We start from the raw sequence: 23916 nt of genomic DNA on the forward strand, positions 1-23916 counted from the left end.
GTGTCCTTACCTGGGGCCGCGCCAGCTGCCGGTCCAGCCGGGTCGTCGGCGGCGCCGCCGCCGGGGAGCGCCGCGCGGCTCGCGCAGCACCGCAGGGAGCGCACGCCGGACGGGGTCGAATTCGCTTTCCTGCCAGCAGATTCCGGCCGCGCCGGACCGGGCGGATCGGCCGAGCCGGCCGGGCCGGCGCCGCTGGTGTTCCTGGCGGCCGGGACCATCGCCGATGCCTTCGACCCCTACTTCGCGCAGGCCGCCGCGTGGCTGGTGGCTGAGGGAATCGCCTGCGCCGCTATCGATCTGCCGCTGCACGGCGCCAACGCGGTGCCGGGTCAACCGTCCGAGCTGGCCGGCTGGGCCGCCGCTGCGCAGGCCGGGCGGGACGTCGCCGACGAGTACCTGCCGCGGGCCCGCTCGGTGCTCGACACCCTGATCGAACGCGGGGACGCGGACCCGGTCAGGATCGCGGTGATCGGCACCTCGCGGGCCGGCTACCTCGGTCTGCGGCAGCTCGCCGACGACGCCAGGATCCGTTGCGGCGTCGGGTATGCGCCGGTGACCAACCTGCGCGCGCTGTCGGAGTACCGCGCGGTTGACCCGGACGGCAGCAACCCGCTGATCGACGCCGCCGGGCTTCCGGCGTTCGCCGATCGGCTGGCCGACCGGCCGGTGCTGCTGCTGATCGGCGATCATGACGAGCGGGTGAGCACCGACGACACCATCGCGCTGGCCAGGCGGATCAGCGGCTTCGCGCACGGCGCCGGCCGCGACTCCCTCGTCGACCTGCAGGTGTTCGGCGGCGCGGCGAGCCACACCACCCCGCCCGGCGCCGCCGCGCAGTCCGCACAGTGGTTGCGGGCCAAGCTGTTCGGCTGAGCGCTGCGCTCCGCGCTGTCAGCAGCCCCCACCCCCCGGCACAGACACCGACGCCCGGCCCCACCATGGGGCCGGGCGTCGGTGGTTGTGCCAAGGGCAGCCGGCCGGCCTCAGCCGGTGACGCCGATCTGCACGTTGTCGTACGAGTGCTCCATGTTTGTGTCGGCCACCTCAAGACCGGTGGTCGGCCGGAAGCCGTTGAACGACACCGCGTTGCCGGACTTGATGGTGGTGGTCAGCGTGGTGCCGTGCACGGTGACCGAGGCGCTGTCCGCGCCGATCGTCATCGAGACCGGAATCCACTGGTAGTTCGGGGTGAAGGTGGGGAAGGTGCCCACCAGCTGCCACCCCGAGCCGTCCCACACCGTCAGGTCGAAACCCTTGCCGCCGGCCGCCGGCCGGAAGTGGAACTTCCAGCCTGTCACCTGCTTGCCGGCGGCGTCGGTGCCGAGGATCTCCCAGTTGGCGCCGCTGCCGTAGCCCTCACCCGAGTAGCCGAAGTCCAGTTGCAGCTTCTTGCCGGCCGGGGTGCCGGCGAACGGGAACGTCATGCGCCCCATGGAGTTCGGGTCGGTGTCGACCAGGATCGCGCGCCGCTGCGAGTTCTGCCCCGGCATGATGGTGTCCGCGGTGAAGGCATGCAGGGTGTCGACGGTGCCGCGCGGCGTGACGTTCACCGCGTCGTTCTCGAACGTCCACAGATCGGAACCGTACAGCTCCAGCTCGTTCAGCGCGGTGAAGGCGTCCCGGCCGATGCCAGACACCCGGACGTAACGCGCCGCGGTCGGTGTGAAGTCGGTGTACCGCACCGCGCAGTCGACGCTGTCCTTCTGCTGCACCACCGGCCGGCCCCAGTTCTTGCCGTCCACCGACAGCTGCACCTGGGCGCTGCCAGCCACCCCGCGGTCGAGCATCAACCCGATGCGGTTCAGGGTGTATTGCCGATCCAGTTGCAGGTCAATCACTTTGCGGGCGCCGTCGGCGAACCGGGCGGCAGCCAGGTACTCGTTGCTGCCGTCGACGGCACCGGCCAGCCGCTGTTCGGTGTAGCGACTGTCGGCGGCGACCACATCGCCGGTGAGCTTCATGCTGCCGGCCTTGACCCCGCCGGCCAGATCGAGTTTGCCCTTGCCTGAGGTCACCGCATCGACCCGGCGGGCCCAGTCGCCGTTCTGCTGGCCGTACTCCTGGCACGACCAGATCACCACGCACATGTCGCCGAACTGCACCGTCGAGTTCGGTTGATCCGGCGTCAGTGAGGTGTTGCCGCTGGATCCCATCCAGCGGCCGAGAAAGCCCTTGCGGATGTAGTTGCTGTAGGTGAGTTTGCCGGTGTCCCAAGTCTTTCCGGTGCCGTCCCAGTTGACGGCGACGTAATTGTCCGGGCGCCCGTACGAGAGCACCATGGCGCCGTTGGGCTGCAGCACCAGCTGCGGCTGGATGCCCTCGGCCGGCAGGCCGGGCGGCGGGACGAAGGTGGTGACCGGGGTCCAGGTCTTGCCGTCGTCGTCGGAGTACGACTGCCGCATCGGCTTGATGGCGGCGTTGTGCGCCTCGCCGGCCCTGGCGACCATCAGCAGCCGGCCGTCGGTGGTCCGCGACAGGGTGAACTCGGTCAGGTCGTTGCCGCCGGGGATTTCCGAGCGCTGCGACCAGGTCTTGCCGGCGTCGGTCGACTGCAGAATCAGCGCGTGACAGTCCGGCGGGGTCGAGGTGTTGGGTGGTGGGCAGCTGCCGGTCTTGGCGCCGTACACCCCGGTGATCAGGGTGCCGTCGTTCAACTCGACGATGTCGCGGCCGTTGAACCGGTAATAGCTGAGCTTCACCAGGTTTTCCACCAGCGGCGCCGTCCACTTCTGCCAGGTCTTGCCAAGATCGGTGCTGCGCGCCATCGGGATGCCGACCCGGTTGGGGGCGGGTGCGCCGGTGGGCCGGAACATGGCGGCCAGGACGGAGCCGTCGCGCATCCGGCCCATGCTGCCGTACGCCCAGTCCTTGCCGAGACCGCCGCCCTCGGCGGGGGCGAACACCTTGTTGTTGTTCTCCGCCACCAGCTGCGTCATGTTCAGCACCGCGGTGGACGAGTCCTCGCGGCCCTGCACGTTGAGCAGGGTCTTTTTCACCCGTGACCCTTCCACCAGATGGTCGAAGGAGAACGCCAGCGGGGTGGAGGCCAGCACACCGGGCGCCGGGCTGAACGGGTACCACTGGGCACCGAGCGACAACTCGTTGACGCCGGGGTCGGTGCCGTCGCTGACGGTGTTGCCGCCACCGCCGCTTGGCGGTGGCTCGTCCCAACCGGCCGTCACCGCGGCGTACGCGCCGACGCCGCCGACCAGGGTGGTGACGGCGGCCAGCACCAGCGCCTTGCCGCGCAGCCGGCGCACCGGCCCGCGGCGGTGGTGCCGGTCCGGACGCTGCGGCGAGAACTGTGGGAACTGCTGGTTGGACTGTTGCTGACTTTCCTGTGGGGTTGCGGTATGTGCTTGCATACCAATCTTTTCCGACCGTTGTTTCTCGGATGTGGCTGGCCCGACAGCAGTTCTTCGGACCTCGGTGCTCGAGCCGACGTTTTCGGCTCACTCATGTCGGCTGCCGCGCTGTTCTGGGTGCTTCGCGGGTAGGCGACGGGCGGCTGACATGAGAACCGCCCGGCCCGTCATGGTGGTGACGGACCGGGCGGTCGTTCGGTGGGTACTGCGCGGGATTACCCGCCGGCTGCCTGGTCGGCGGCCGTGATCAGCCGGTCTTCTTCCACAGCCACGGCTGGTACCAGGTGGCGTTGTCCAGGATCTCGAAACCCTGCACCTTGTCGCTCACCGCGAAGGTCCAGTTCAGGCTGTACAGCCAGCCGAGCGCCGGGTTCTCGTTCTCGATCTTGGCGGCCGCGATGTAGTCGGCCTTCTGCTGGTCCGGCGTGGTGGCAACGAGGGCCGTGGCCATCGCCTTGTCCATCGCCGGGTCGCAGTAGTTGCCGGTGTTCGGTCCCTTCGGCACGCCCAGCTTGCAGTTGGTGACCGGGCCGGCACCGGCGGGGTTGACGCCGTAGTCGCCGCCGCCGACCAGCAGCACGTCGAACTTGTGCTTGTCGCTGAAGGCATCGGTGAAGTACGAGGCCTGGATCTGCTTGAGGTTGACGTTCAGGCCGATCTTCTTCAGCTGGTCGGCGACCACCTGCGCGGCCGCGTCGCGGTCGGGGTTGCCGCCGGCGATCCAGCCGAGGTCGATCGGCTTGCTGGTGTCGAACTTGGCCTCGGCCAACAGCTGCTTGGCCTTGTCCGGGTTGTAGGCGTAGTCGTTGATCTCGGTGCCTGACCACTTCTCCGGGAAGATGCTGTTGCGTACCTTGGCGTGGCCCTGCAACGCGCCGTCGGCGATGGCCTTGCGGTCGACGCCGTACTGGAAGGCCTGCCGGACGCGTTTGTCCTTGAACCTGTCCTGGGTCTGGTTCCAGGTCAGGGTGACGAACCCGGTGGACGGGATCTCCTGCACCTTGACGCCCTGCATGCCCTGCACGGTCGGGATGTCGACGGCACCGACCTGCACCAGGTCCATCTCGCCGGTCTGCAGCTGCTGGGTCGCCACGTCCGCCGACATCGGTTTGACGTAAACGTCTTTCACGCCAACCGGTTCACGGAAGTTCGGGTTGGCCTGCACATGGGCGTACTGGTCGGTCTTGTATTCGACGAACTTGAACGGACCTGAGGTCACCGTCGGCTTCTTGAACCACTTGTTCAGGTTGAAGTCCTTGATGGGTTCCTTCTCAAGGATGTGCTTGGGGAAGATCGGCAGGGTGCCCGCCTGTGCCGCGAGGCCGGAGTTGGGGATGTCCTGCTTCATCACGAAGGTCTGCGGGTCGGGCGCCGAGAAACCGCTGATGGTCTTGGCTTTGCCGTCGATGTAGTCCTGCAGGCCGGAGATGGTGGCGAAGTTCGGGGCCGGCCCCGAGTTGGTGCGGGTGTCGGCCGCGCGGGTGTAGGAGAACAGCACGTCCTGCGACGTCAGCGGCTGGCCGTCGCTCCACTTCAGATTCGGTTTCAGCTTGAAGGTCAAGGTCTTCCCGCCGTCCGACACGGTCGGCAGGCTCTGCGCCATGTACGGGGTGAGATCGCCCTTCGGGTTCTTCTGCAGCAGCTCGTCGTAGATCAGCGAGATCACCTGCTGATCCGGCCCGGAGGCGGGTGCCAGCGGGCCGAAGTCGCCGCTGGGCTTTTGGTACATGAAGACGTTCATGGTGCCGGAGGCATTGGCATCGGCCTTGCCGGGCTCGACGACCGCGCCGCCGCCGGCGTTCGCGCCCGACCCCGCTGCACCGGAACCAGCAGCACCGGATCCAGCAGCGCCCGATCCCGCTGCGCCCGCCGCTCCGGAGCCGGCTGCGCCGCCCGCGGTCGAGCTGGTGTCGGTTCCAGCGCCGGAGTTGCCGGACGCGCCGGCAGCGGTGGTGCCGCCGCCGGCAGCGTTACCGCCGGTGGACGACTCGGGATTGGTGGGATCGTTGGAGCAGCCGGCGGCCAGCACCGCTAGCCCCGCCAGTGCCGCCACCGCGGTTTTTGCACGGTAGTTCACCCGCATGAATACACCCGCCTTTGGATGCTCCTGCCGGACGAGGGCAGGAAGAAGATGTGAAAAACGATTTCAGCAGAGAATGCTAGGGCATCCGCCCGCTGTCAAGCATCACGATTGGGCAACGCGACCATCGACCCTGTTGGGACTGCGCATTCACGCTCAACATAGCCGCCGAAGACACTGATTCGGGCAGCCAGCGGTGAAACCGCCTGTGCGGCGGGCGATTCGGCTGCAGTCGCCGCGGTGGGCAGGCGTCAACGCAGCGACCTGCTCACCCACCAAAGATCAGCAAACCTCGGCGCGGCCCACGCCGGCCGGCAGTGCAGGTCACGCTCCGACAAACATTGCTGCCGGCCTTGCTCCCACCGAGGGAAACTCACCTCGTACCGACGCCGACAGTGCGCCCCTCCGGCCGGCCGGTCGCGGCACCGTCATCACCAGCAACTGTCATCACCAGCAACAGCAGGGGACGATCTCCGCCGACGATGGCCCCGACATCGCCCGCTGTTGCAGCAGATGATGAATCAGCTACTCAGGCGGCGGCGCTATCACTCACCTGGCCGACTGGCGCCGGCCGGCTAGACGAAACCCTCGGATCGCATGTCCCCCAACACGTCCGACATCGCCTCAAGGGTCCGGTCGATGTCCGCTTCGGTGTGCGATCCGGAGATGTGGTTGCGCTTGAGTGCCAGCGGGATCATCAGGAAGCCGCGCTCGATCATCCTGCGGTGGAACTGCACGCTGGCAATCGCGTTGTTGTCCAACAGTTCCCGGTAGCCGGACACCACCCCGTCCAGGAAGTAGGTGGAGAAGGTGCCGCCGAAACCGACAACCTGCGCGGCAATTCCCTTGTCCGCCATGATCTCTCGCAGGCCGGTGCGCAGCCGCTCACCCAGCGCGTGGGTGCGGGTGTAGAAGTCGGGGTTGTCGCGCAGATAGCTCACTGTGGCAATGGCGGCCGCGCACGAGGTCGGGTTGCCGTTGAACGTGCCGAGCAGGCCGACATCGCCGCCGGCGGCGTCGAAGTGCTGCATCAGGTCCCGGCGGCCACCCATGCCGGCCACCGGGTAGCCGTTGCCCATCGCCTTGCCGTAGGTGGTCAGATCCGGTGTCACACCGCAGATCTCCTGATATCCGCCGATGGCGTGCCGGAAGCCGGTGATCACCTCGTCGAAGATCAGCAACGCGCCCTGTTCGGTGGTCAGCTGCCGGATGCCCTCGACGAACTCCTGGGTGGGCACCAGCGCACCGACGTTGTGCGGGATGGGCTCCATGATCACCGCGGCGATCTGCTCGGGGTGGGTGCGGAACAGCTCGCGCACCGACTCCAGATCGTTGAACTCGGCGATCAACGTCGACTGCCACGAGTCGGGCAGCATGCCTGCGGTGATCGGGTCGTCGCCGTAGGCCCGTTCCTTTGGCGAGATCACGTTGCGCGCCACCGGATCCGACCAGCCGTGGAAGCCGCCCTGAAACTTCACCAAGTACTTGCGCCCGGTGATCGCCCTGGCCAACCGGATGGCGTATGCCACCGCTTCACTGCCCGAATTGACGATGATGGTCTGTTCGACGCTGGGCAACACCGAGGTGACCAGCTCGCCGAGCTGCACCTCGAGCTCGCTGACGCCGTAGCCGGTCAGGTCGACGCCGGACATCGAACGCCGCACCGCGTCGTCCACCTCGGCGGCGCGGTGACCGATGATCATCGCGCCGAACGCGGCGTGATAGTCAAGGTAGGTGTTGCCGTCCAGATCGGTCAGATAGCCACCGCGCCCGTCGGCGAAGGCGTACGGCGAGCCGTTGCGCCTCGTCCCGGAATTGACGCCGCCCGGGAACACCGCCTCGGCCCGCTCGGCCAACGCCTTGCTCTTGGCATGGGACCGCGCCGCAGTCGCATCGGTGTCGGTGGCGGTCATCTGCGTCGCAGCCATGGGTGCCTTCTTCATGTTGGTTCTTCTCGGCTGGCGCTCCGACTCGGTGTGCCGGCCTGCGTGGTTACCGCCCGATCGTATCAAGTTGAAACACGGTTTCACACAACGAGTTACTCCGCGGTAGCGTAGGCCCGCACCGGTTCGCCGCCGAGCACGTCAATGGCCTCAGGGAAGTGGCACGCCACCCGATGCCCGGCCGCCGGATCCACCGCCTCGTCAGCCACCCCGGCAACGACGGCGGCGGCCGCGCTGCCGGGCGCCGGCTCCAAGAGCGGCTCGGTGGTGGCGCAGATCTCCTGCGCCTTCCAGCATCGGGTCCGGAACCGGCAACCCGACGGCGGGTTGCTCGGACTGGGCACGTCGCCGCGCAACACGATCCGTTCCCGCTGGCCCAGCTGCTCGATCTCCGGCGACGGGATGGCCGACAGCAACGCCTGGGTGTACGGATGCGCCGGCGCGGTGAAGATCTCGTCCTTGTCGCCGATCTCGACGATCTTCCCTAGGTACATCACCGCGATCCGGTCGCAGGTGTGCCGTACCACCGAAAGGTCATGCGAGATGAACAGGTAGGCGAGGCCGCGTTCGTTCTGGACGTTCTCCAGCTGGTTGATCACCTGCGCCCGGATCGACACGTCCAGCGCCGACACCGGTTCGTCAAGGACGATCACCCGCGGTTGCAGCACCAGCGCCCTGGCGATACCGATGCGCTGACGCTGGCCGCCGGAGAACTCGTGCGCGTAACGGTTGGCCTGCTCCATCGACAGTCCGACGGCCTGCAGCGCGGCCTCGACCCGCTGCTGGCCCGTCATGCCGTCTTCCTTGGTGCGGTAACGATGCTGGATCCGCAGCGGCTCGGCAACGATGTCGCGCACCGTCATTCGCGGGCTCAGCGACGCATACGGGTCTTGGAAGACGATCTGCACGTTGTTGCGCAGCTTGTGCAACCCGGCCTCACCGCTGATCTCCTCGCCGTCCAGCCGCACCTGGCCACCGGTGGCCGGGGTCAGACCCATCAGGGTCTTGCCTGTTGTCGACTTGCCGCAGCCCGATTCACCTACAAGGCCAAGGGTTTCGCCGCGGTGCAGGGTGAAGCTCACCCCATCGACAGCGCGAGTGACCGAGGTCGACTTACGCAGCAGTCCCGACCGGCGCGGAAAGTGTTTGACCAGATCGACGGCCTCCAGCAACGGCGCGTCCTCGGTCGCACCGACGTCAGCGGCCACGGTTGCGTCCTTGCTCAGGGACGGAGTAGCGCTCATGAATGTTCCTTCAGATCGGTTGCCGCGCCACCGGTCTCGGGCGCAGCCGCGGCTCCGACAGCCGCTTCCTCGAGCACGCAGGCGCGGGGCTGCGGGGTCTCGTCCGGGAAGTGACAGGCCGAGAAGTGCCCTGGCCCGACCTCGGCCAGCGGCGGGCGCTGCGCCCGGCAGATGTCGCGATCACGGCCGACCGAGCAGCGCGGCTGGAACGGGCAGCCGGGGTTCTGGCTCAGCACGTTCGGCGGGCTGCCGGGAATCGGCGTCAGCTCGGCCTCGTCCCTGGTGAGTGATGGCAGGCTGGCCAGCAGCCCGGCGGTGTACGGATGCCGCGGCCTTGTGAAGATCTCCTTCACCGAACCGGTTTCCATCACCCGCCCGCCGTACATCACCATCACGCGCTCGGCGAGTTCGGCGATGACGCCGAGATCGTGGGTGATGAAAAGGGTGGCGGCGCCGGTCTCCTGCTGCGCCTTGCGGATGATGTCGAGCACCTGCGCCTGGATGGTGACGTCGAGCGCGGTGGTCGGCTCGTCGGCGATCAGCAGGACAGGGTTGTTGGCGATCGCCATCGCGATCATCGCGCGCTGCCGCATACCGCCGGAGAACTCGTGCGGGTACTGGTTGGCCCGCACCTCCGGCTGCGGCACCCCGACCTGCTGCAGCAGTTCGACGGCACGCTGCATCGCTTGGGCACGGGAAACCTTGTGGTGCACGCGAACTGCCTCGCCGATCTGCCTGCCCACCTTGATCACCGGGTCGAGCGCCGTCATCGGATCCTGGAAGACCACGCCAACCTCGCCGCCGCGCACCTTGCGCAGTACCCGCTCCTTGGCGCCGATCAGCTCGCGGCCGTTCAGCTTCACCGAGCCCTTGGTGATCTTGCCCGGCGGGGTGTCGATCAGGCCGAACAGCGACATCGACGTCACCGACTTGCCCGACCCGGATTCGCCCACCACCCCGAGCACCTCGCCGGGCGCGACGGTGAACGAGACACCGTCGACGGCGTAGGCGGTCCCGGCCTCGGTGCGGAACTGCACGTGCAGGTCGTCCACCACCAGCAGCGGCCGGTCGGCGCCGTCGGCCGCCGCCGGGGCAGACGTGCGCTGCGGGGCGGCGTCCCGGCCTGAACCAGTAGATCGAGTCATGAGGTATCTCCTAGCGCTGGCGCGGGTCGAGCGCGTCGCGCAGACCGTCGCCGATGAAGTTGATGCTCAGCACCGTGATCGCGATGCACAGGCCCGGCGGCAGCCACAGCCACGGCATCGACGAGATCACCGTGTACTGCTGCGCGGCCTGCAGCATGTTGCCCCAGCTGGCGGTCGGCGGCTGGATACCGAAGCCGAGGAACGACAATGCCGCCTCGCTGAGGGTCAGACCGGCCACCTCGAGGGTCAGGATCACCACCACCTGGCTGAGCGCCGCCGGCAGCAGGTGCCGGGTGATCAGCCAACCCGGCTTGGCGCCGAACGCCCGCGACGCCTGCACGTACTCGCGCTCGCGCAGCGACAGGATCACCGCGCGCACCACGCGGGCGGTGGAGATCCAGTTGAACAACGCCAGCAGTCCGATCAGCACGATCACGTTGCCACCGAAGATGCCGATGACGATGATCATCGCGACGATGCTCGGGAAAGACATGAACACGTCGGCCATGCGCATCAGTACCGAATCGACCCAGCCGCCGAAGGTGCCGGCCAGCGCACCGATGATCGACCCGAGCACGGTGGTCACCACGGCCGCCGAGATACCGACGCCCAGCGACACCCGGCCGCCGTACACCAAGCGGGCAAACACATCTCGGCCGACGTTGTCGGTGCCGAGCAGATGCTCTGCGGACGGCTTTGCCCTGATGTTCAGCGGGTCGACGGTGTACGGGTCGAGGTTCATGAACATCGGCAGGAAGATCACGCCGAGCACCAGGATCGCCATCACCACCAGCGCGACCGCGGCCAGCCGGTTCCGCAGGAAGCGGCGCCAGGCCAGCCCGGCGGGACTGCGGCGCTTGACGGACAGCCCCTCGAGGGCGTTGCTGCCGCCGTCGGCTGTCGGGCCCGGCTCGGCGGCGGGCAGCGTGGTATCTACAGGCAGGGTCATCGCAGCGACACTCTCGGATCGAGAACGGTGTACAGCAGATCGGCAAGGAAGTTGGCGGCCAGCACCACGATCGCGGTCAGCATGCCGACGGCGATCAGCACCGGGTAGTCGCTGTTGGCGGCGTAGTCGACGATCATCGAACCCATGCCCGGCCAGGCGAAGATCTGCTCGATCAGCACGGCGCCGGCCACCATCAACGGGATCTGCAGCATGACGTAGGTCAGGATCGGCACCAGCGCGTTCCGCAGTACGTGCTTGACGATGGTGGACCGCTTGGACAGCCCCTTGGCCGTCGCGGTGCGGATGTAGTCGGCGGTCAGTTCGCTGATCATGGTGCCGCGGACGAACCGCAGCAGCCCGGCCGACAGGCTCAACCCGAGCACCGTCACCGGCAGCACCAGGTGCTTGAGCTGGTCGACGGTGCTGTGCACGCCGGTGGTGGACATGCCGGCGGACGGCAGCCAGCCCAGCTTCACCGAGAACACGTAGATGGCCAGGATGCCGGCGAAGAAGCCAGGCGTCGAGATGGCCAGCATCGAGATGAAAGTGATGACGTAGTCGGCGGTTCGGTTCTTCCGGACCGCGGCCCAGGTGCCGAAGATCAGCGCGATCAGGATCGCCAGGATCAGCGCCAGCCCGATCAGTTCCACGGTCGGCCCGACGCGCTCACCGATGATCTCGCTGACCGGACGGCCGTTCTTGATCGAGTTGCCGAGGTCGCCGCGGAACACATCACCCAGCCACGCCAGGTACTGGATGGGAATGGCGCGGTCCAGTCCCAGCTCGTGCCGCTTCTGCGCCAAGAACTCGGCGGTGCCGGTGTTGTACTGGTCGGGCGGTACCAACATCGCCACCGGATCGCCGGCCAGGCGCAGCATCGTGAAGATGATGATGGTGATGATGAAGAACACCACCACCGACGAGCCGAGGCGTCTGAGGATGTACGCGCCCACGGATACTCCTTATCGCTTGGATCATTTCGACCTGCCGCCGCTGTGCCGCTGACATCACCGCTGGCAGCGGCTCCAACCCTCGCCGACAAGCCCGCTGACATCAATGAAGGGCCGCTGACCGCAGCGGCCCTCCATCCGACGGCGCGTCCGGCGCAGGTTGCCGGCCGGCCCGCTCGTTCACCTGCGGAACAAGCAGACCGGCCGGCGCTGCCCACTGAACGGCTCAGCCGGTCTTAGTCCACTTCCACGGCTCCCACCAGTTCGCACCGAGGTCGAGCGGCGGGACGAAGTTCTGCACCTTGCCGCTGGTCGCCCAGACGATCTTCGGCGAGTACAGCCACATCTGCGACGGATCCTCGTTCTCCATCTTGGATGCCTGCTGGTACAACGACTTTGCCTCTTCCGGCGTCGTCGCCCGGTCCGCCTTGATCGCGGTGTCCTGGTACTTCTGGTTGCAGTAGAGACCGTTGTTGGGGCCACCGCCCGGCTTCTGGCACGAGGTGATCGGGATGGCGTTGTACGGGTTCGAGGTGTAGTCGCCGCCGCCGTAGATCACCATGTCGAACTTGGCCTTCGGCACGTTCTCGCTGAACCACGAGCCCTGCACCTGGTCCAGCTGGATGTTCAACCCGACCTGCTTGAGCTGGTTCTGGATGATCTGCGCCGCCGCGTCCCGGTCCGGGTTGCCGCCGGCGATCCAGCTCAGCTTGATCGGCTTGCTGGTGTCGAACTTGGCGTCGGCCAGCAGTTGCTTGGCCTTCTCCGGGTCGTACGGGTACTGGTCCAGATCGGGCGCCTGCCACGGCGCGCCGTAGACGCTGTTCCGCACAACGCCCTGGTTCTGCAGCGCGCCCTCGACAATCGCCTTGCGGTCGACACCGTAGAAGAAGGCCTGCTTGACCCGCGGGTCCTTGAACCGATCCTGGCTCTGGTTCCACACGGCCCGCACGAAGCCGGGCGCCTCCTTCGCGGTGACCGAGACGTCGTTGAAGCCCTTGACCGTCTCCATGTCGACGGGGGCGATGTTGCTGACATCGATCTCGCCGGTCTGCAGCTGCTGGGTGGCAACGTCCGAGGTCAGGATCTTCAGGAAGACGTCCTTGACGCCGATCTTGTAGCGGAAGTTCGGGTTGGCCGTCAGGTGCACCTGCTGGTCGGTGTCGTACTTGTCGACGATGAACGGCCCGATGCCCACTTTCGGGGCCCGGAAGTACGGGTCCTGGGTGAAGGTCTTGATCGGCAGCTTGCTGATCACGTGGTCGGGCAGGATCCGGATCGACGCGATGATGTTGACGAGGCCGTTGCTCGGCTCGGACAGCTTGATGACGATGGTGCTGTCGTCCGGCGCGGTGATCCCGGAGATGGTCTTGCTCTTGCCCGACTCCAGATCCTTGTAGCCGTCCACCTGGGTGAAGTTGACGAACGGCCCGTTCTCCATGGTGGGGTTCGCCGCGAACTGGTAGGTGGTCAGCACATCCTTGCTGGTGAACGGCTTTCCGTCGCTCCAGGTCAGACCCTTCTTCAGTTTGAAGGTGAAGGTCTTCGCGTCGTCAGAGACCTCCGGCATGCTCTCGGCCAGCTCCGGCACCAACTGGCCGGTCTTGGCGTCGGTGCCCAGCAGCGGCTGGTACATCAACGAGATGACCTCGTTGTCCGGGCCGGAAGCGCCGGCCAGCGGATTGAACAGACCGTTCGGCTTTTGATACATGAACAGGTTGAGGGTGCCCTTGGCGTCCGCCGCGGCCTGGCCGGGTTGGGCCGGCTCGCCGGTCGGTCCGGCACCGCCGGCACCCGCGCCGGCGCCACCGGATGACGGTGCCCCCGACGCCCCGGCGCCCGAGCCGGACGCTCCCGATCCCGGCGCGCCGGAACCGGCGGCGCCGGAACCGCTGTCCGCTCCGGACGCGGCGGTCTGGCCGCCGTCCGCACCGGATCCGGCCGGCGCGGTGGTGGTGCCGGCGCCGGCATTGTTCCCACCGGTGTTGGGGTTGGTCGGGTCGCTGGAGCACGCGGTGGTGGTCAACGCGAGCGCTACTCCCGCTGCCACGACGACGAGCCCGCGACGGGTGGTTCTGGAGCGCGGAGATCCATGCTGGAAGGCCAACTCAGCACCTCTCGGGGGTGAGGAGCGCAGCGCCGACGCTGCGCTCTAGACTTATCTGAAACGCTATTTCGCAGCATGGGCGAGGGCGGGTCCAGTGTCAAGCGTTGTTACCGAGCCGTTGCCCAGCCGATGCTGATCGCGGCACCCGATCGGGCCGGCGCCGCTGGAGCAACGTCCTACCAAACCACCTGCACCATCCCCGCACTTGTCCGCATCAATGTTGGCATTCCGAACGGAGCAAAACCTGCCATGCCGATCAGCCTGCTTGCTGAGAACTCAGTTGCCGTGCTGCGCACCGACCATGCCAGCTACGCGGTGAGCTGGGATCGCCGATCTACGGACGATACGCCGGTGCGGCATCTGCACTGGGGCGCGCCGATCACCGACGCCGACGCGGTCGCGCTGGCGGCCGTTGACGAACAGCAGCGCCGGTCGACGAGCACCGCGGCCAAGCCCCGCGCGCACTCCGAGGAGTACCCCTTCTTCGGCGGGCTGCGGCGCGAGCCGGAGGCGCTGAAAATCACCTTTGCCGACGGCGTGCGGGCCCTCGACCTGCAACTGGCCGGCGAACCGCGGGTGGTGGACAGCCTCGACTTCGGCACCACCAGCGGCGTCTACGGCCCTCGCCGCGCCGGCGCTGCTGGAACCGGCACTGCTGGAACCGATGCTGCTGGAACCGATGCTGCTGGAACCGATGCTGCTGGAACCGACGCTGGTGAGCCGGCGGATACCGTCGCCGGCGATCCGGCCCTCGGCGAGCGACTGATCATCGAGTTGGTCGACAGCCACTACCCGGTCAAGGTGACCTTGAGCTACCGGCTGCACGAGGCCGGTGACGCGGTGATCCGCAGCGCGGTGATCGAGCACACCGGCACCGCGGGCGCAGCCGATACCGCGGACTCTGCCGATGCCGCGGACTCTGGTGATGCAGGGGATGCAGCGGGAGCAGGGGGCGCAGGGGACGCTGCCCCGATCATCATCGAGAAGGCGTTCTCCGCGAACTTCCCGGTGCCGCCGTGGCCGACGCCGCGGGTGCTGACCCTCGGCGGCATGTACGGCGCCGAGACCCAGCCGGAGCTGTCGCCGCTGCCGGCCGGCGAGCTGGTGCTGCAGTCCCGCAACGGCATCCCCGGGCACGATTTCCTGCCGTTCGTCGCGGTCGACCCGGCCGGCACCGCCACCGAGGACGCCGGCGAGGTGTACAGCGTCGCGCTCGCGTTCTCCGGCAGTTGGAAGATCACCACCCACCGCAGCCACGACGGAGAGGTGCACGTTGTCGCCGGCGTCAACGACAACGACCTTCGGCATCAGCTGCAGCCGGGCGACCGGCTCGAGTTGCCCGAGGCGATCGGCAGCTACGCACCCGACGGCTTCTCCGGCAGCACCAGGCGCTGGCACCGGTTCCTGCGCGCTGACGTCGTCAGCCAGCCGCACCGGCCCCGCCCGGTGCACTACAACTCTTGGGAGGCAGCGTATTTCGACCTGAGCGAACAGCAGCAGTTCGAGCTGGCCGAGCTGGCCGCGGCGCTTGGCGTCGAGCTGTTCGCCATCGACGACGGCTGGTTCGCCGCCAGAGACACCGACCTGGCCGGGCTGGGTGACTGGTTCCCCAGCCCGACCAAGTTCCCGCGCGGCATGCGCCCGCTGTCCGACCGGGTACACGAGCTCGGCATGGAGTTCGGGCTCTGGGTCGAGCCGGAGATGGTCAACGAGGACAGCGACCTGTTCCGGGCGCATCCGGATTGGATCTATGCGTGGCCGAACCGGCCGCGTACCTACGGCCGCAACCAGCTGATGCTGGACTTCAGCCGGCCCGAGGTGCAGGACTGGGCCATCGACACCCTCGAGACGCTGATCCGCCAGGCGAACCTTGACTACCTGAAGTGGGACATGAACCGGCCGCTGGTCGAGGCCAACTCCCCCGCCGCCGACGCCGGCGAGGTGTGGCTGGCGCACGTCAACGGGCTGTACCGGGTGTGGGGTGAGCTGCGCCGGCGGCACCCGAGGTTGTGGTTGGAGACCTGCGCCTCCGGCGGCGGCCGGGAAGACATCGGGGCGCTGCGGTACGCCGACTGGGCCTGGCCGAGCGACAACACGGATCCGTTGGAGCGCTTGGAGATCCAGCGCGGCTTCACCATGGTGAACCCGGCCCTGACCATGGCGTCATGGGTCACCGACCGGCCCGGGCTTTCCGGCCGCGACATTCCGCTGCAGTTCCGCACCCACGTGGCGATGTGCGGCGTGCTGGCCCTGGCCGGCGACCTGATCGCCTGGTCGGAGGACGAGCACAGCACCGCGGCGGAGTTCGTCCGGCAGTACAAGCAGATCCGGCCGCTGGTGCAGTTCGGTGCGCAGTTCCGACTCGACGCCCCGGCACCCGGCACCTGGGGCGTCGCCTACGTGGCGTCGGCCGACCCCGGGTTCCGCGCCAACCGGGTGCCGGCCGGCACCGGCACCGAACCGACACCGGACGCTGCCGTCTTCGTGTTCTCCCAGGCCATGATGCACAGCGGGCGCGGACACCGCTTCCGCATCCGGGGGCTGCACCCGCAGACGCGATACCTGGTGCGGCACACCGGATCCGGTGAGCAGTGGGAGTTCTCCGGCGAGTTCCTCGCCGGCCACGGGCTGTTCGTCGAGCTGGGCAAACATTACGACTCGGCGCTGCTGGTGCTCACCGCAGTGGACTGAGTCCGCGCCGGCACAGTACAGCGTCGGGCACATCCGCCACCGGCCTTGCACATCACAGCCGAGTTCGCGCGTCACAGCTCGGTTCGTCAACCATCTCGGCTGTGATGCGCAATCCCAGCTGTGACGTGCGAGTCCGACCAAGCCAGTAGCCCGCAGACAACTGCCGGCCGACGCGCGGGTCAGCCCAGCCGCTGCCGCAGCAGCTCCAACTCGTCCCGCAGCGAACTGGGCAGCGCGTCACCGATGGTGTCGAACCACTGCTCGATCAGCGGCAGCTCGGCCCGCCATTCGTCGGCGTCCACCGCGAGCGCCTTGGCGAGGGCGTCACCGGTCAGCTCCAGCCCGTCAACGTCGAGCGCGCCGGCGGCCGGGATGTGCCCGATCGGGGTCTGCTCGGCGGCAGCCTGGCCGTCCAGCCGGTCGATGATCCACTTCAGCACGCGCGAGTTCTCGCCGAAGCCGGGCCACAGGAAGCTGCCGTCCGCGCTGTCGCGGCGGAACCAGTTGACGTAGAAGATCTTTGGCAGCTTGCTGGCGTCCGCGCCCTTGCCGACGTTGATCCAGTGGGCGAAGTAGTCGCCGGCGTTGTAGCCGATGAACGGCAGCATCGCCATCGGGTCGCGGCGGACGACGCCGACCTTGCCGGTGGCGGCTGCGGTGGTCTCGCTGGACAGCGTCGCCCCCATGAACACGCCGTGTTGCCAGTCCCGCGACTCGGTGACCAGCGGGATGGTGTCACGGCGGCGCCCGCCGAAGATGATCGCCGAGATCGGCACGCCGGTCGGACCGAAGTATTCATCGGCAATGATCGGGCATTGCGCGATCGGGGTGCAGAACCGCGAGTTCGGGTGGCTGGACGGGGTTTCCGACTCCGGCGTCCAATCTTTGCCGTGCCAGTCGGTCAGGTGTGCCGGCGGCTGGTCCGTCATGCCCTCCCACCAGACGTCGCCGTCGTCGGTCAGCGCGACGTTGGTGAAGACGGAGTTGCCCTGCTCGATGGTGCGCATGGCATTGGGGTTGGTGCCCCAACCGGTGCCGGGCGCGACGCCGAACAGCCCGTACTCGGGGTTGACGGCGTACAGCCGGCCGTCGTCGCCGAACTTCATCCAGGCGATGTCGTCGCCGAGCGTCTCCACCTTCCAGCCTGGGATGGTGGGCTCCAACATGGCCAGGTTGGTCTTGCCGCAGGCGCTGGGGAACGCGGCGGCGATGTAGTGGGTGGTGTGCTGCGGCGAGGTGAGTTTCAGAATCAGCATGTGCTCGGCCAGCCAGCCCTCGTCATGGGCGATCGCCGACGCGATCCGCAGCGAGTAACACTTCTTGCCCAGCAACGCGTTTCCGCCGTAGCCGGAGCCGAACGACCAGATCATCCGCTCCTCGGGGAAGTGGCTGATGTACTTGGTGTCGTTGCACGGCCAGGCAACATCGCGCTCCGTCGGCTCCAGCGGCGCACCGATGGAATGCAGCGCCTTCACCCAGCGCGCCCCGCCGTTGATCAGCTCGAGGGCCCGCGCACCCATCCTGGTCATCACCCGCATCGAGGCGACCACGTACTCCGAGTCGGTGATCTCGACGCCCAGCATCGGGTTGGCGGCGTCGTACGGGCCCATGCAGAACGGGACGACGTACATGGTGCGGCCGCGCATGCTGCCCCGGTACAGCTCCGTCATGGTGGCCTTCATCTCGGCCGGGTCCATCCAGTTGTTGGTGGGGCCGGCGTCCTTCTCGTCCAGCGAGCAGATGAAGGTGCGGTCCTCCACCCGGGCAACGTCGGTCGGGTCGGACGCGCAGTGGAACGAGTTCGGCTTCTTCTCCAGCCGGGTGAAGGTGCCGGCGTCGACCAGCTTGTCGGTGATCCTGGTCCACTCCTCGTCGCTGCCGTCGGCGAACACGATGCGATCGGGCGTGGTGAGGGCGGCCACCTCGCGCACCCAGGCCAGCAGCTCGGGGTCGTAGCTGGCCCGGCTGGACGGTGCCGACTGCTCCGGTGCCGACTGCTCCGGTGCCGACTGCTCCGCTGCCGGCTGCTCCGGTGCCGGCTGCTCTGCACCGCCCGCCGTGAAGGTGGGCGCCGCGGCGGCTGCCGTCGCCGGGGTAACGGTGGGGCGGTCTTCCAGCGTCGTCATGGTGAGGTGGGCTCCAATCGCCGAAGTGGGTGCCGCCGGGAACGGCCGGGCGGCAGCGCAGCGCAGACCGACCGGACGGCGCCGGGGCAGCTACCTACCTGCCTCCGGATCCGGCCAGTTCGGCCGACGCAACGCTGCAGACCCCGAACTTCCCTGGTGGCGAAAGCTCGGTGGCGAAAGCTCGGGCCGGCCATGGTCACCGCGCGGACAGTCGTCGTCCGGGTCGGCCTGTGCAGACGTGAATCGGCACGACCCAGCGGCTCCGGCATGGCCCAGAACTAACGGACAGAACTCGTGGACAGGCTCAACGCTAGGACCGCGACGCACCGGAAAACGCCAGGTCAGCCGTGCTGTGGACAACAGAATCGTGAAAGTAGATCGATCAAGGAGGCTCCGTCAGCGCGTTCCTGTCGGGTCTTGTTGCCTCGTGTCGGAACAGTGCGCCGGCGTTCCCATCCGCAACGCACCGCGAACCGAACCACCACACCTGAGGGCCCGTCTGGCTCTATGCTCCGACGGCATCGGCCGTCTCGCCCGCGGGCGCGATGGTCGGCCAGCACTCGCCCCACCCGAACTCACACCCGGCCGCTCACCGTTTCTCCACATTTGTCCGCACAGTGCCTTTCGACCAGCTTGCCGTTCGACCCGCTTGTCGTTCGATCAGCTCGCCGTCCGACCAGCTTTACCCTTTCGCCCTGCTTGCCCTTCCACCAGCTTTGCTTTCGACCAGCTTTCCGACTCGCTCCGCCACCACCCCCAGCGGCGCCGTACCTTGTGCGCAGCACCGTAATTTGTGCGCAGCACCGTCTTTCGCGAGCAGCACCGTCTTTCGCGAGCAGCGCCGCATCCCCGAGCGGCACGGCCCCAGCGGAACCACCCAGAAATCTCACGTCATGACTCTCCCCCACAGCCATCTCGTCGGCGCGCCGTGGCGACGCACGGCCGCGGTGGGCGCGGCGGGGATGATGGTGCTGGGAATCGTGGCGCCGACGCTGCTGCTGCCGGCGCTGTTGGTGCTTTCCGGATTCCTCGCTGGCGCCGTCGGCCTGGTGGTGGCGCGCCGGGCCCGCGGCATCGACCGCAACGCCTGGACGCTGCTCGGCATCGGCCAGTTCGCCAACGGCATCGGCAACCTCAGCTTTCTCGGCGGCCAGCACTTCGTCGTCGCGACCAGCTGGACCATCACCGCGGTGTTCAACATCGGCACCCTGGTGACGGTGATGGGGATGTTCGCCTTTGTCGCCCCGTCCGGCGACCGGCGGCGGCTGGCGGCGTTCGCGGCCGATTCGGTGATGGTGTGCGGCTGCGCGTTCGTGGTGATCTGGACCTGGCGGCTGACCGACTACATCGGCGCGGCCAACCAGCAGGGCACCGTGTTGGGCGCGATGGCCGTGCTGGGTCTGGTGCTCGATGCGATGGGACTGGCGCTGACACCTGCGATCATCCGGTCGCGGCCACCGGGCGCCCGCGGTGCACTCTGGATGGCCGTCTTCGCGCTGGTCATCGCCGCCGTCGGCGACCTCGATCAGGCGCTGACGGCGATCCGGCTGCCCGAGGAGCTGGCTCCGCTCGGTTGGCTGATGTCGTCGAGCCTGCTGCTGGTGGGAGCGACGCTGGTGCAGGGCACCGCCGAGCGGGTGCCGCGGAAGCCGTTGCGGGGCCCGCTGGATTTCACCTCGGCGGCGATTCTGGCCACAACGCTGACCCTGCTGCTGGGCGGACGCACTCTTGACGGAGTCGCGCGGTTGACGCTGCTGGCGTTGACGGTGCTGATCGTCGGGCGACACATGGTGGTGTACAGCAGCAATCGCCGCCTGCGCCGGGAGTTGCAGTACCAGGCTTTTCACGACAGATTGACGGGCTTGCCGAACCGGTCGCAGTTCGAGCGCGAGTTGGCCGGCGCCCTCGATGCGGCATCGACCGCAACGGTGTTGTTCGGTGACCTCGACGGTTTCAAGGAGATCAACGACACCTACGGTCACGCCGCAGGGGACGCTGTACTGGTGGCCATCGGACGCCGGTTACACACCGCCGTCGGGCCCGCGGTCCGGGTGTTCCGGTTGGGCGGCGACGAGTTCACCGCGCTGCTGCCTGCCGCGATGGACCGCGACCAGGTGGCCGAACTGACCAGGGTGGCGCAACGCGCTGTCGCGCAACCCATTCAGTACCGGGAGCGCTCACTCGCGGTGACGCTGTCGGCCGGCCTGAGCTGGCGTGGCGAGGGCTCGGCCGAGGCGGTGATGATGCAGGCCGACCTTTCCCTGCACGCCGCGAAACGGTTGGGCCGCAACAGATTTCTGTTCTACCACGACGAGCTGCGGCACCTGGCGAGCCGCCGGTACAACGCCGAGGGCAAGCTCGGCGCCGCGATAGCGGCCGGTGAGCTGCAACTGGCGTACCAGCCGATCCGCGGCAATCCGCTGGTGCCCGCGACCGCGGCGCCGGAGCCGCTGCAGCGGTTCGAGGCATTGTTGCGCTGGCCGGACGAGCAGGGCGGCAGCGTGCTGCCGCCGAACGACGTGGTGGAGCTGGTGGAAGCGCTCGGCCGCACCAGGGAGCTGACCAGATGGGCGGTGGCAACCGTTTTCGATCAGCTGCGGGCCTGGCGCCTTGGCGGGCTTGAGGCCGAGGTGGCATTGAATCTCACTGCGGCGCAACTGCGTTCGGTGCAGCTGCTGGATCTGGTGCGACTGCACAGCCACCGCACCGGCATCGACGTCGACCGGTTGATCGCCGAGATCACCGAGTCAGAGGTCGCCGGTGACGACGACATCACCGCGATGCTGCGCCAGTTGCAGGACGCCGGGATCCGGGTGTCGCTGGACGATTTCGGCACCGGCTACTCGAACTTCACCACGGTGATCGCGCTGCCTATCGACGACCTGAAGCTGGACCAGACGTTCCTGTCCGGTCCGCAGCTCCAGGGCCGGCGACGCCGGGTGATGGCCGCGGTGGTGCACCTTGCCCACGACGTCGGGCTCACCGTGACGGTGGAGGGCATCGAGACCCGCGAGCAGTACCGGCTCGCTGTGGAGCTGGGCGCCGACCGGTTGCAGGGTTTTCTGTTGGGGCGGCCGGCGCCGGCCGAATCGTTCCTCGATCGGATCAGTTCGCCGCAATCACCGGCTGGTCATCCGCCGGTGCAGCCGACCGCTGGGCCCTGACCAGCTCGGCGTACCGCCCACCGGCGTCCAGCAGCTGCCGATGGGTGCCGCGTTCGACGATGCGGCCGGCGTCCAGCACCAGGATCAGGTCGGCGTTTTCGATGGTGGACAGCCGGTGCGCGATGGTCAGCGTGGTCCGGCCGTGGCTGACCGTGTCGAGCGCGGACTGCACGGCCCGCTCGGTGGCGTTGTCCAGCGCGCTGGTCGCCTCGTCGAGCACCAGCACCGCCGGGTCGCGAAGAATGGTGCGCGCCAAGGCGATCCGCTGTTTCTCGCCGCCGGAGAAGCGGTAGCCGCGAGCGCCGACCATGGTCCGGTAGCCGTCCGGCAGGCTCTCGATCAGCTGGTGCACCTGGGCGGCCTCGGCGGCCGCGACCAGCTCGGCGTCGGTGGCGTCCGGCTTGGCGTAGCGCAGGTTGTCGGCGATGCTGGCGTGCAGCAGGTAGGTCTCCTGGCTGACAACACCGACGGTGCCGGCGACGGTGGCAAGACTCAACTCGCGCAGGTCGACCCCGTCGATGCTGACCGCACCGTCGTCCGGGTCGTGCAGCCGAGACACCAGCCCGGCCAGCGTCGACTTGCCGGAGCCGGTGGCACCGACCACCGCGATACTGCTGCCGGCGGGGACGTCGAAGTCGATGTGCGACAGCGCGTTTCGGTCGGCTCCCGGATAGCTGTAGCTGACGTCGTCGAAACGCAGCCGGCCAACCGGTCGGCTCAGCTCGGCGGGCTGCGCCGGGTCCGAGATAGTGACCGGCAGGTCGAGATACTCGAAGATGCGAGAGAACAGCGCCAGCGACGAGTTGATCTGCACCCCGACATTGAGCACGCCCATCAGCGGACGGAACAGCCCGGCCTGCAGCCCGACGAAGGCGACCAGGGTGCCGATCGTCATGCCGCCGGAGGTGGCCGGTAGCCCAGCTGCCAGGTAGATCAGCGCGGGGATGGCGGCGAAGATCAGCGACATGCTGGCCATCCGCCAGCGGCCGGCCAGCTGCGACTGCAGCTCCAGCTCGGTCAGCTCGCTCGAGGTGGCCGAAAAGCGTTGGCTCAGCGCGGGTCCACTACCGAGCGTCTTGGCAAGATGCACGCCCGAGATCGACAGCGACTCCTCGATCTGGGTCTGCATGTCGGCCAGCGCGCGCTGGGCCTTGGCGGTGACGGCGCGGCGCATCCGCGCCACTCGCCTGGTCAGATAGATGGCCGGTGGCAGCACGATCAGGGAGAGCAGGCTGAGCCGCCAGCTCAGCGCCACCATGGCGACGGCGGTGCCGACAACGGTGGTGACGTTGGAGGCGATCGAGGTGGCCGAGTTGGTGACAACCGATTGCATGCCGTTGATGTCGTTGGTCAGCCGGGACTGCAGCTCGCCGCCGCGGGTGCGGGTGAAGAACGACATCGGCATCCGCTGCAGGTGCTCGAACACGCTGGTGCGCAACCGGTGCATCACCTGTTGCCCGACGACGGTGGACAGCCAGGTCTGGATCACTCCGAAGGCGGCGGTCACCGCGGTGATGCCGAGCATCAGGCCGATCAGGGTGAGCAACAGCGGCACGTTCTGCTGCGGGATCGCGGTGTCGATCAGATGTTTGGTGATGAATGGGTTGGCCAAGCCGACCAACGAGGTGGCGACGATCAGCGCCACCACAACGGCCAGCTTGGCGCGATAGGGACGGAACAGCGCGGCGATGCGGCGCAGGCTGACCGGATGCTCCTGCAGCTGCGCGACGTCGGCCGGATCCTTGCGGGCGCTGGGACGCTCGGGGTGGGTGCCGTGGCCGGAGCGACCACCGCCGCTGAGTCCACGGCCGCCGGGTCCGTGGCCGGCGGCCAGCGCGGACGGCCCGGCGGGTTCGGTGACCGACGGGGTGACGATGGGTGAGGTGATGGTGTTGGGGGCTGCCATCGGGCATCAACCCCTTTCCGAAGTTCTGCGTTCTGAATCTGCGCTTTGTCTGGGTGTGCGAGCCGCGAGTTTCCGGTGGTCTGACGTTTCCGGCGGTCTGGGTTGACAGCGGTCTGGGTTTACTGAAGCGTCACGGGTTTGGTACCGGTCGTGTTGTGTGGGCCGGCTCTGGTTGGAGCACGGTCAGTAGTCGATCGTAGTGGGCTTGTTCGTACTCGGCGGGTGGCTGGTAGTGCAGCCGGCTGT

At 67.9% G+C, this 23916-nt stretch carries 13 protein-coding genes; 3 read left to right on the forward strand and 10 right to left on the reverse strand.

Annotated elements, in window-relative coordinates; translation table 11 throughout:
• Window positions 1–873, forward strand: a complete 873-nt coding sequence (locus HKD39_RS20420) for a prolyl oligopeptidase family serine peptidase (RefSeq protein WP_171199393.1) — start codon at window positions 1–3, stop codon at window positions 871–873.
• Window positions 874–983: 110 nt separating this feature from the next.
• Here the strand turns inward: HKD39_RS20420 and HKD39_RS08530 are convergent, their stop codons facing one another.
• The 8 genes from HKD39_RS08530 to HKD39_RS08565 form a co-directional block, all read right to left on the reverse strand.
• A complete protein-coding gene (locus tag HKD39_RS08530; RefSeq protein WP_171199394.1) occupies window positions 984–3365 on the reverse strand; it encodes an exo-alpha-sialidase in 2382 nt (793 codons plus the stop codon).
• A 247-nt stretch (window positions 3366–3612) separates the two neighbouring features.
• On the reverse strand, window positions 3613–5442 hold the full coding sequence (locus HKD39_RS08535) for an ABC transporter substrate-binding protein (protein ID WP_212754238.1): 1830 nt from the start codon (window positions 5440–5442) through the stop codon (window positions 3613–3615).
• A gap of 578 nt (window positions 5443–6020) precedes the next feature.
• Window positions 6021–7373, reverse strand: coding sequence for an aspartate aminotransferase family protein (locus tag HKD39_RS08540; RefSeq protein ID WP_171199396.1), 1353 nt, complete (start codon window positions 7371–7373; stop codon window positions 6021–6023).
• Window positions 7374–7483: 110 nt separating this feature from the next.
• Window positions 7484–8632, reverse strand: coding sequence for an ABC transporter ATP-binding protein (locus HKD39_RS08545; RefSeq protein ID WP_171199397.1), 1149 nt, complete (start codon window positions 8630–8632; stop codon window positions 7484–7486).
• Window positions 8629–9777 carry an ABC transporter ATP-binding protein gene (locus HKD39_RS08550; protein WP_171199398.1) on the reverse strand — a complete coding sequence of 383 codons (1149 nt, stop codon included), beginning with the start codon at window positions 9775–9777 and terminating at the stop codon, window positions 8629–8631. Before HKD39_RS08550 ends, HKD39_RS08545 begins: the two co-directional genes overlap by 4 nt.
• Window positions 9778–9787: 10 nt before the next feature.
• The gene (opp4C, locus tag HKD39_RS08555) at window positions 9788–10726 is read right to left on the reverse strand and encodes an oligopeptide ABC transporter permease (RefSeq protein ID WP_171199399.1); all 939 of its coding nucleotides are present in this window, start codon (window positions 10724–10726) and stop codon (window positions 9788–9790) included.
• Complete coding sequence (locus HKD39_RS08560) at window positions 10723–11679, reverse strand: ABC transporter permease subunit (RefSeq protein ID WP_171199400.1); 957 nt, start codon at window positions 11677–11679, stop codon at window positions 10723–10725. The genes opp4C and HKD39_RS08560 overlap by 4 nt, the downstream gene beginning before the upstream one ends.
• Before the next feature lie 223 nt (window positions 11680–11902).
• Window positions 11903–13726, reverse strand: coding sequence for an ABC transporter substrate-binding protein (locus HKD39_RS08565; RefSeq protein ID WP_171199401.1), 1824 nt, complete (start codon window positions 13724–13726; stop codon window positions 11903–11905).
• Window positions 13727–14032: 306 nt separating this feature from the next.
• Between HKD39_RS08565 and HKD39_RS08570 the strand changes: the two genes are divergently transcribed.
• On the forward strand, window positions 14033–16474 hold the full coding sequence (locus HKD39_RS08570) for an alpha-galactosidase (protein WP_171199402.1): 2442 nt from the start codon (window positions 14033–14035) through the stop codon (window positions 16472–16474).
• Window positions 16475–16653: 179 nt separating this feature from the next.
• Here the strand turns inward: HKD39_RS08570 and HKD39_RS08575 are convergent, their stop codons facing one another.
• The gene (locus HKD39_RS08575; protein WP_171199403.1) at window positions 16654–18600 is read right to left on the reverse strand and encodes a phosphoenolpyruvate carboxykinase (GTP); all 1947 of its coding nucleotides are present in this window, start codon (window positions 18598–18600) and stop codon (window positions 16654–16656) included.
• An 893-nt stretch (window positions 18601–19493) separates the two neighbouring features.
• Here HKD39_RS08575 and HKD39_RS08580 point away from each other — a divergent pair.
• The gene (locus HKD39_RS08580) at window positions 19494–21764 is read left to right on the forward strand and encodes a putative bifunctional diguanylate cyclase/phosphodiesterase (protein ID WP_171199404.1); all 2271 of its coding nucleotides are present in this window, start codon (window positions 19494–19496) and stop codon (window positions 21762–21764) included.
• On the opposite strand, the gene HKD39_RS08585 is transcribed toward HKD39_RS08580, so the two are convergent.
• Window positions 21706–23670 (reverse strand): ABC transporter ATP-binding protein, encoded by a 1965-nt coding sequence (locus tag HKD39_RS08585; RefSeq protein ID WP_171199405.1) that lies wholly within the window; start codon window positions 23668–23670, stop codon window positions 21706–21708. The genes HKD39_RS08580 and HKD39_RS08585 overlap by 59 nt on opposite strands.
• Window positions 23671–23916: the final 246 nt, after the last annotated feature.

The sequence above is a fragment of the Nakamurella aerolata genome (genome assembly GCF_013002705.1).
Lineage (GTDB): Bacteria > Actinomycetota > Actinomycetes > Mycobacteriales > Nakamurellaceae > Nakamurella > Nakamurella aerolata.

Coding starts and splice junctions, on each gene's coding strand:
- HKD39_RS08530 (WP_171199394.1), bottom strand. CDS start 3,365: ATGCAAGCACATACCGCAACCCCACAGGAAAGTCAGCAACAGTCCAAC.
- HKD39_RS08540 (WP_171199396.1), bottom strand. CDS start 7,373: ATGGCTGCGACGCAGATGACCGCCACCGACACCGATGCGACTGCGGCG.
- HKD39_RS08545 (WP_171199397.1), bottom strand. CDS start 8,632: ATGAGCGCTACTCCGTCCCTGAGCAAGGACGCAACCGTGGCCGCTGAC.
- HKD39_RS08550 (WP_171199398.1), bottom strand. CDS start 9,777: ATGACTCGATCTACTGGTTCAGGCCGGGACGCCGCCCCGCAGCGCACG.
- opp4C (WP_171199399.1), bottom strand. CDS start 10,726: ATGACCCTGCCTGTAGATACCACGCTGCCCGCCGCCGAGCCGGGCCCG.
- HKD39_RS08570 (WP_171199402.1), top strand. CDS start 14,033: ATGCCGATCAGCCTGCTTGCTGAGAACTCAGTTGCCGTGCTGCGCACC.
- HKD39_RS08575 (WP_171199403.1), bottom strand. CDS start 18,600: ATGACGACGCTGGAAGACCGCCCCACCGTTACCCCGGCGACGGCAGCC.
- HKD39_RS08580 (WP_171199404.1), top strand. CDS start 19,494: ATGACTCTCCCCCACAGCCATCTCGTCGGCGCGCCGTGGCGACGCACG.
- HKD39_RS08585 (WP_171199405.1), bottom strand. CDS start 23,670: ATGGCAGCCCCCAACACCATCACCTCACCCATCGTCACCCCGTCGGTC.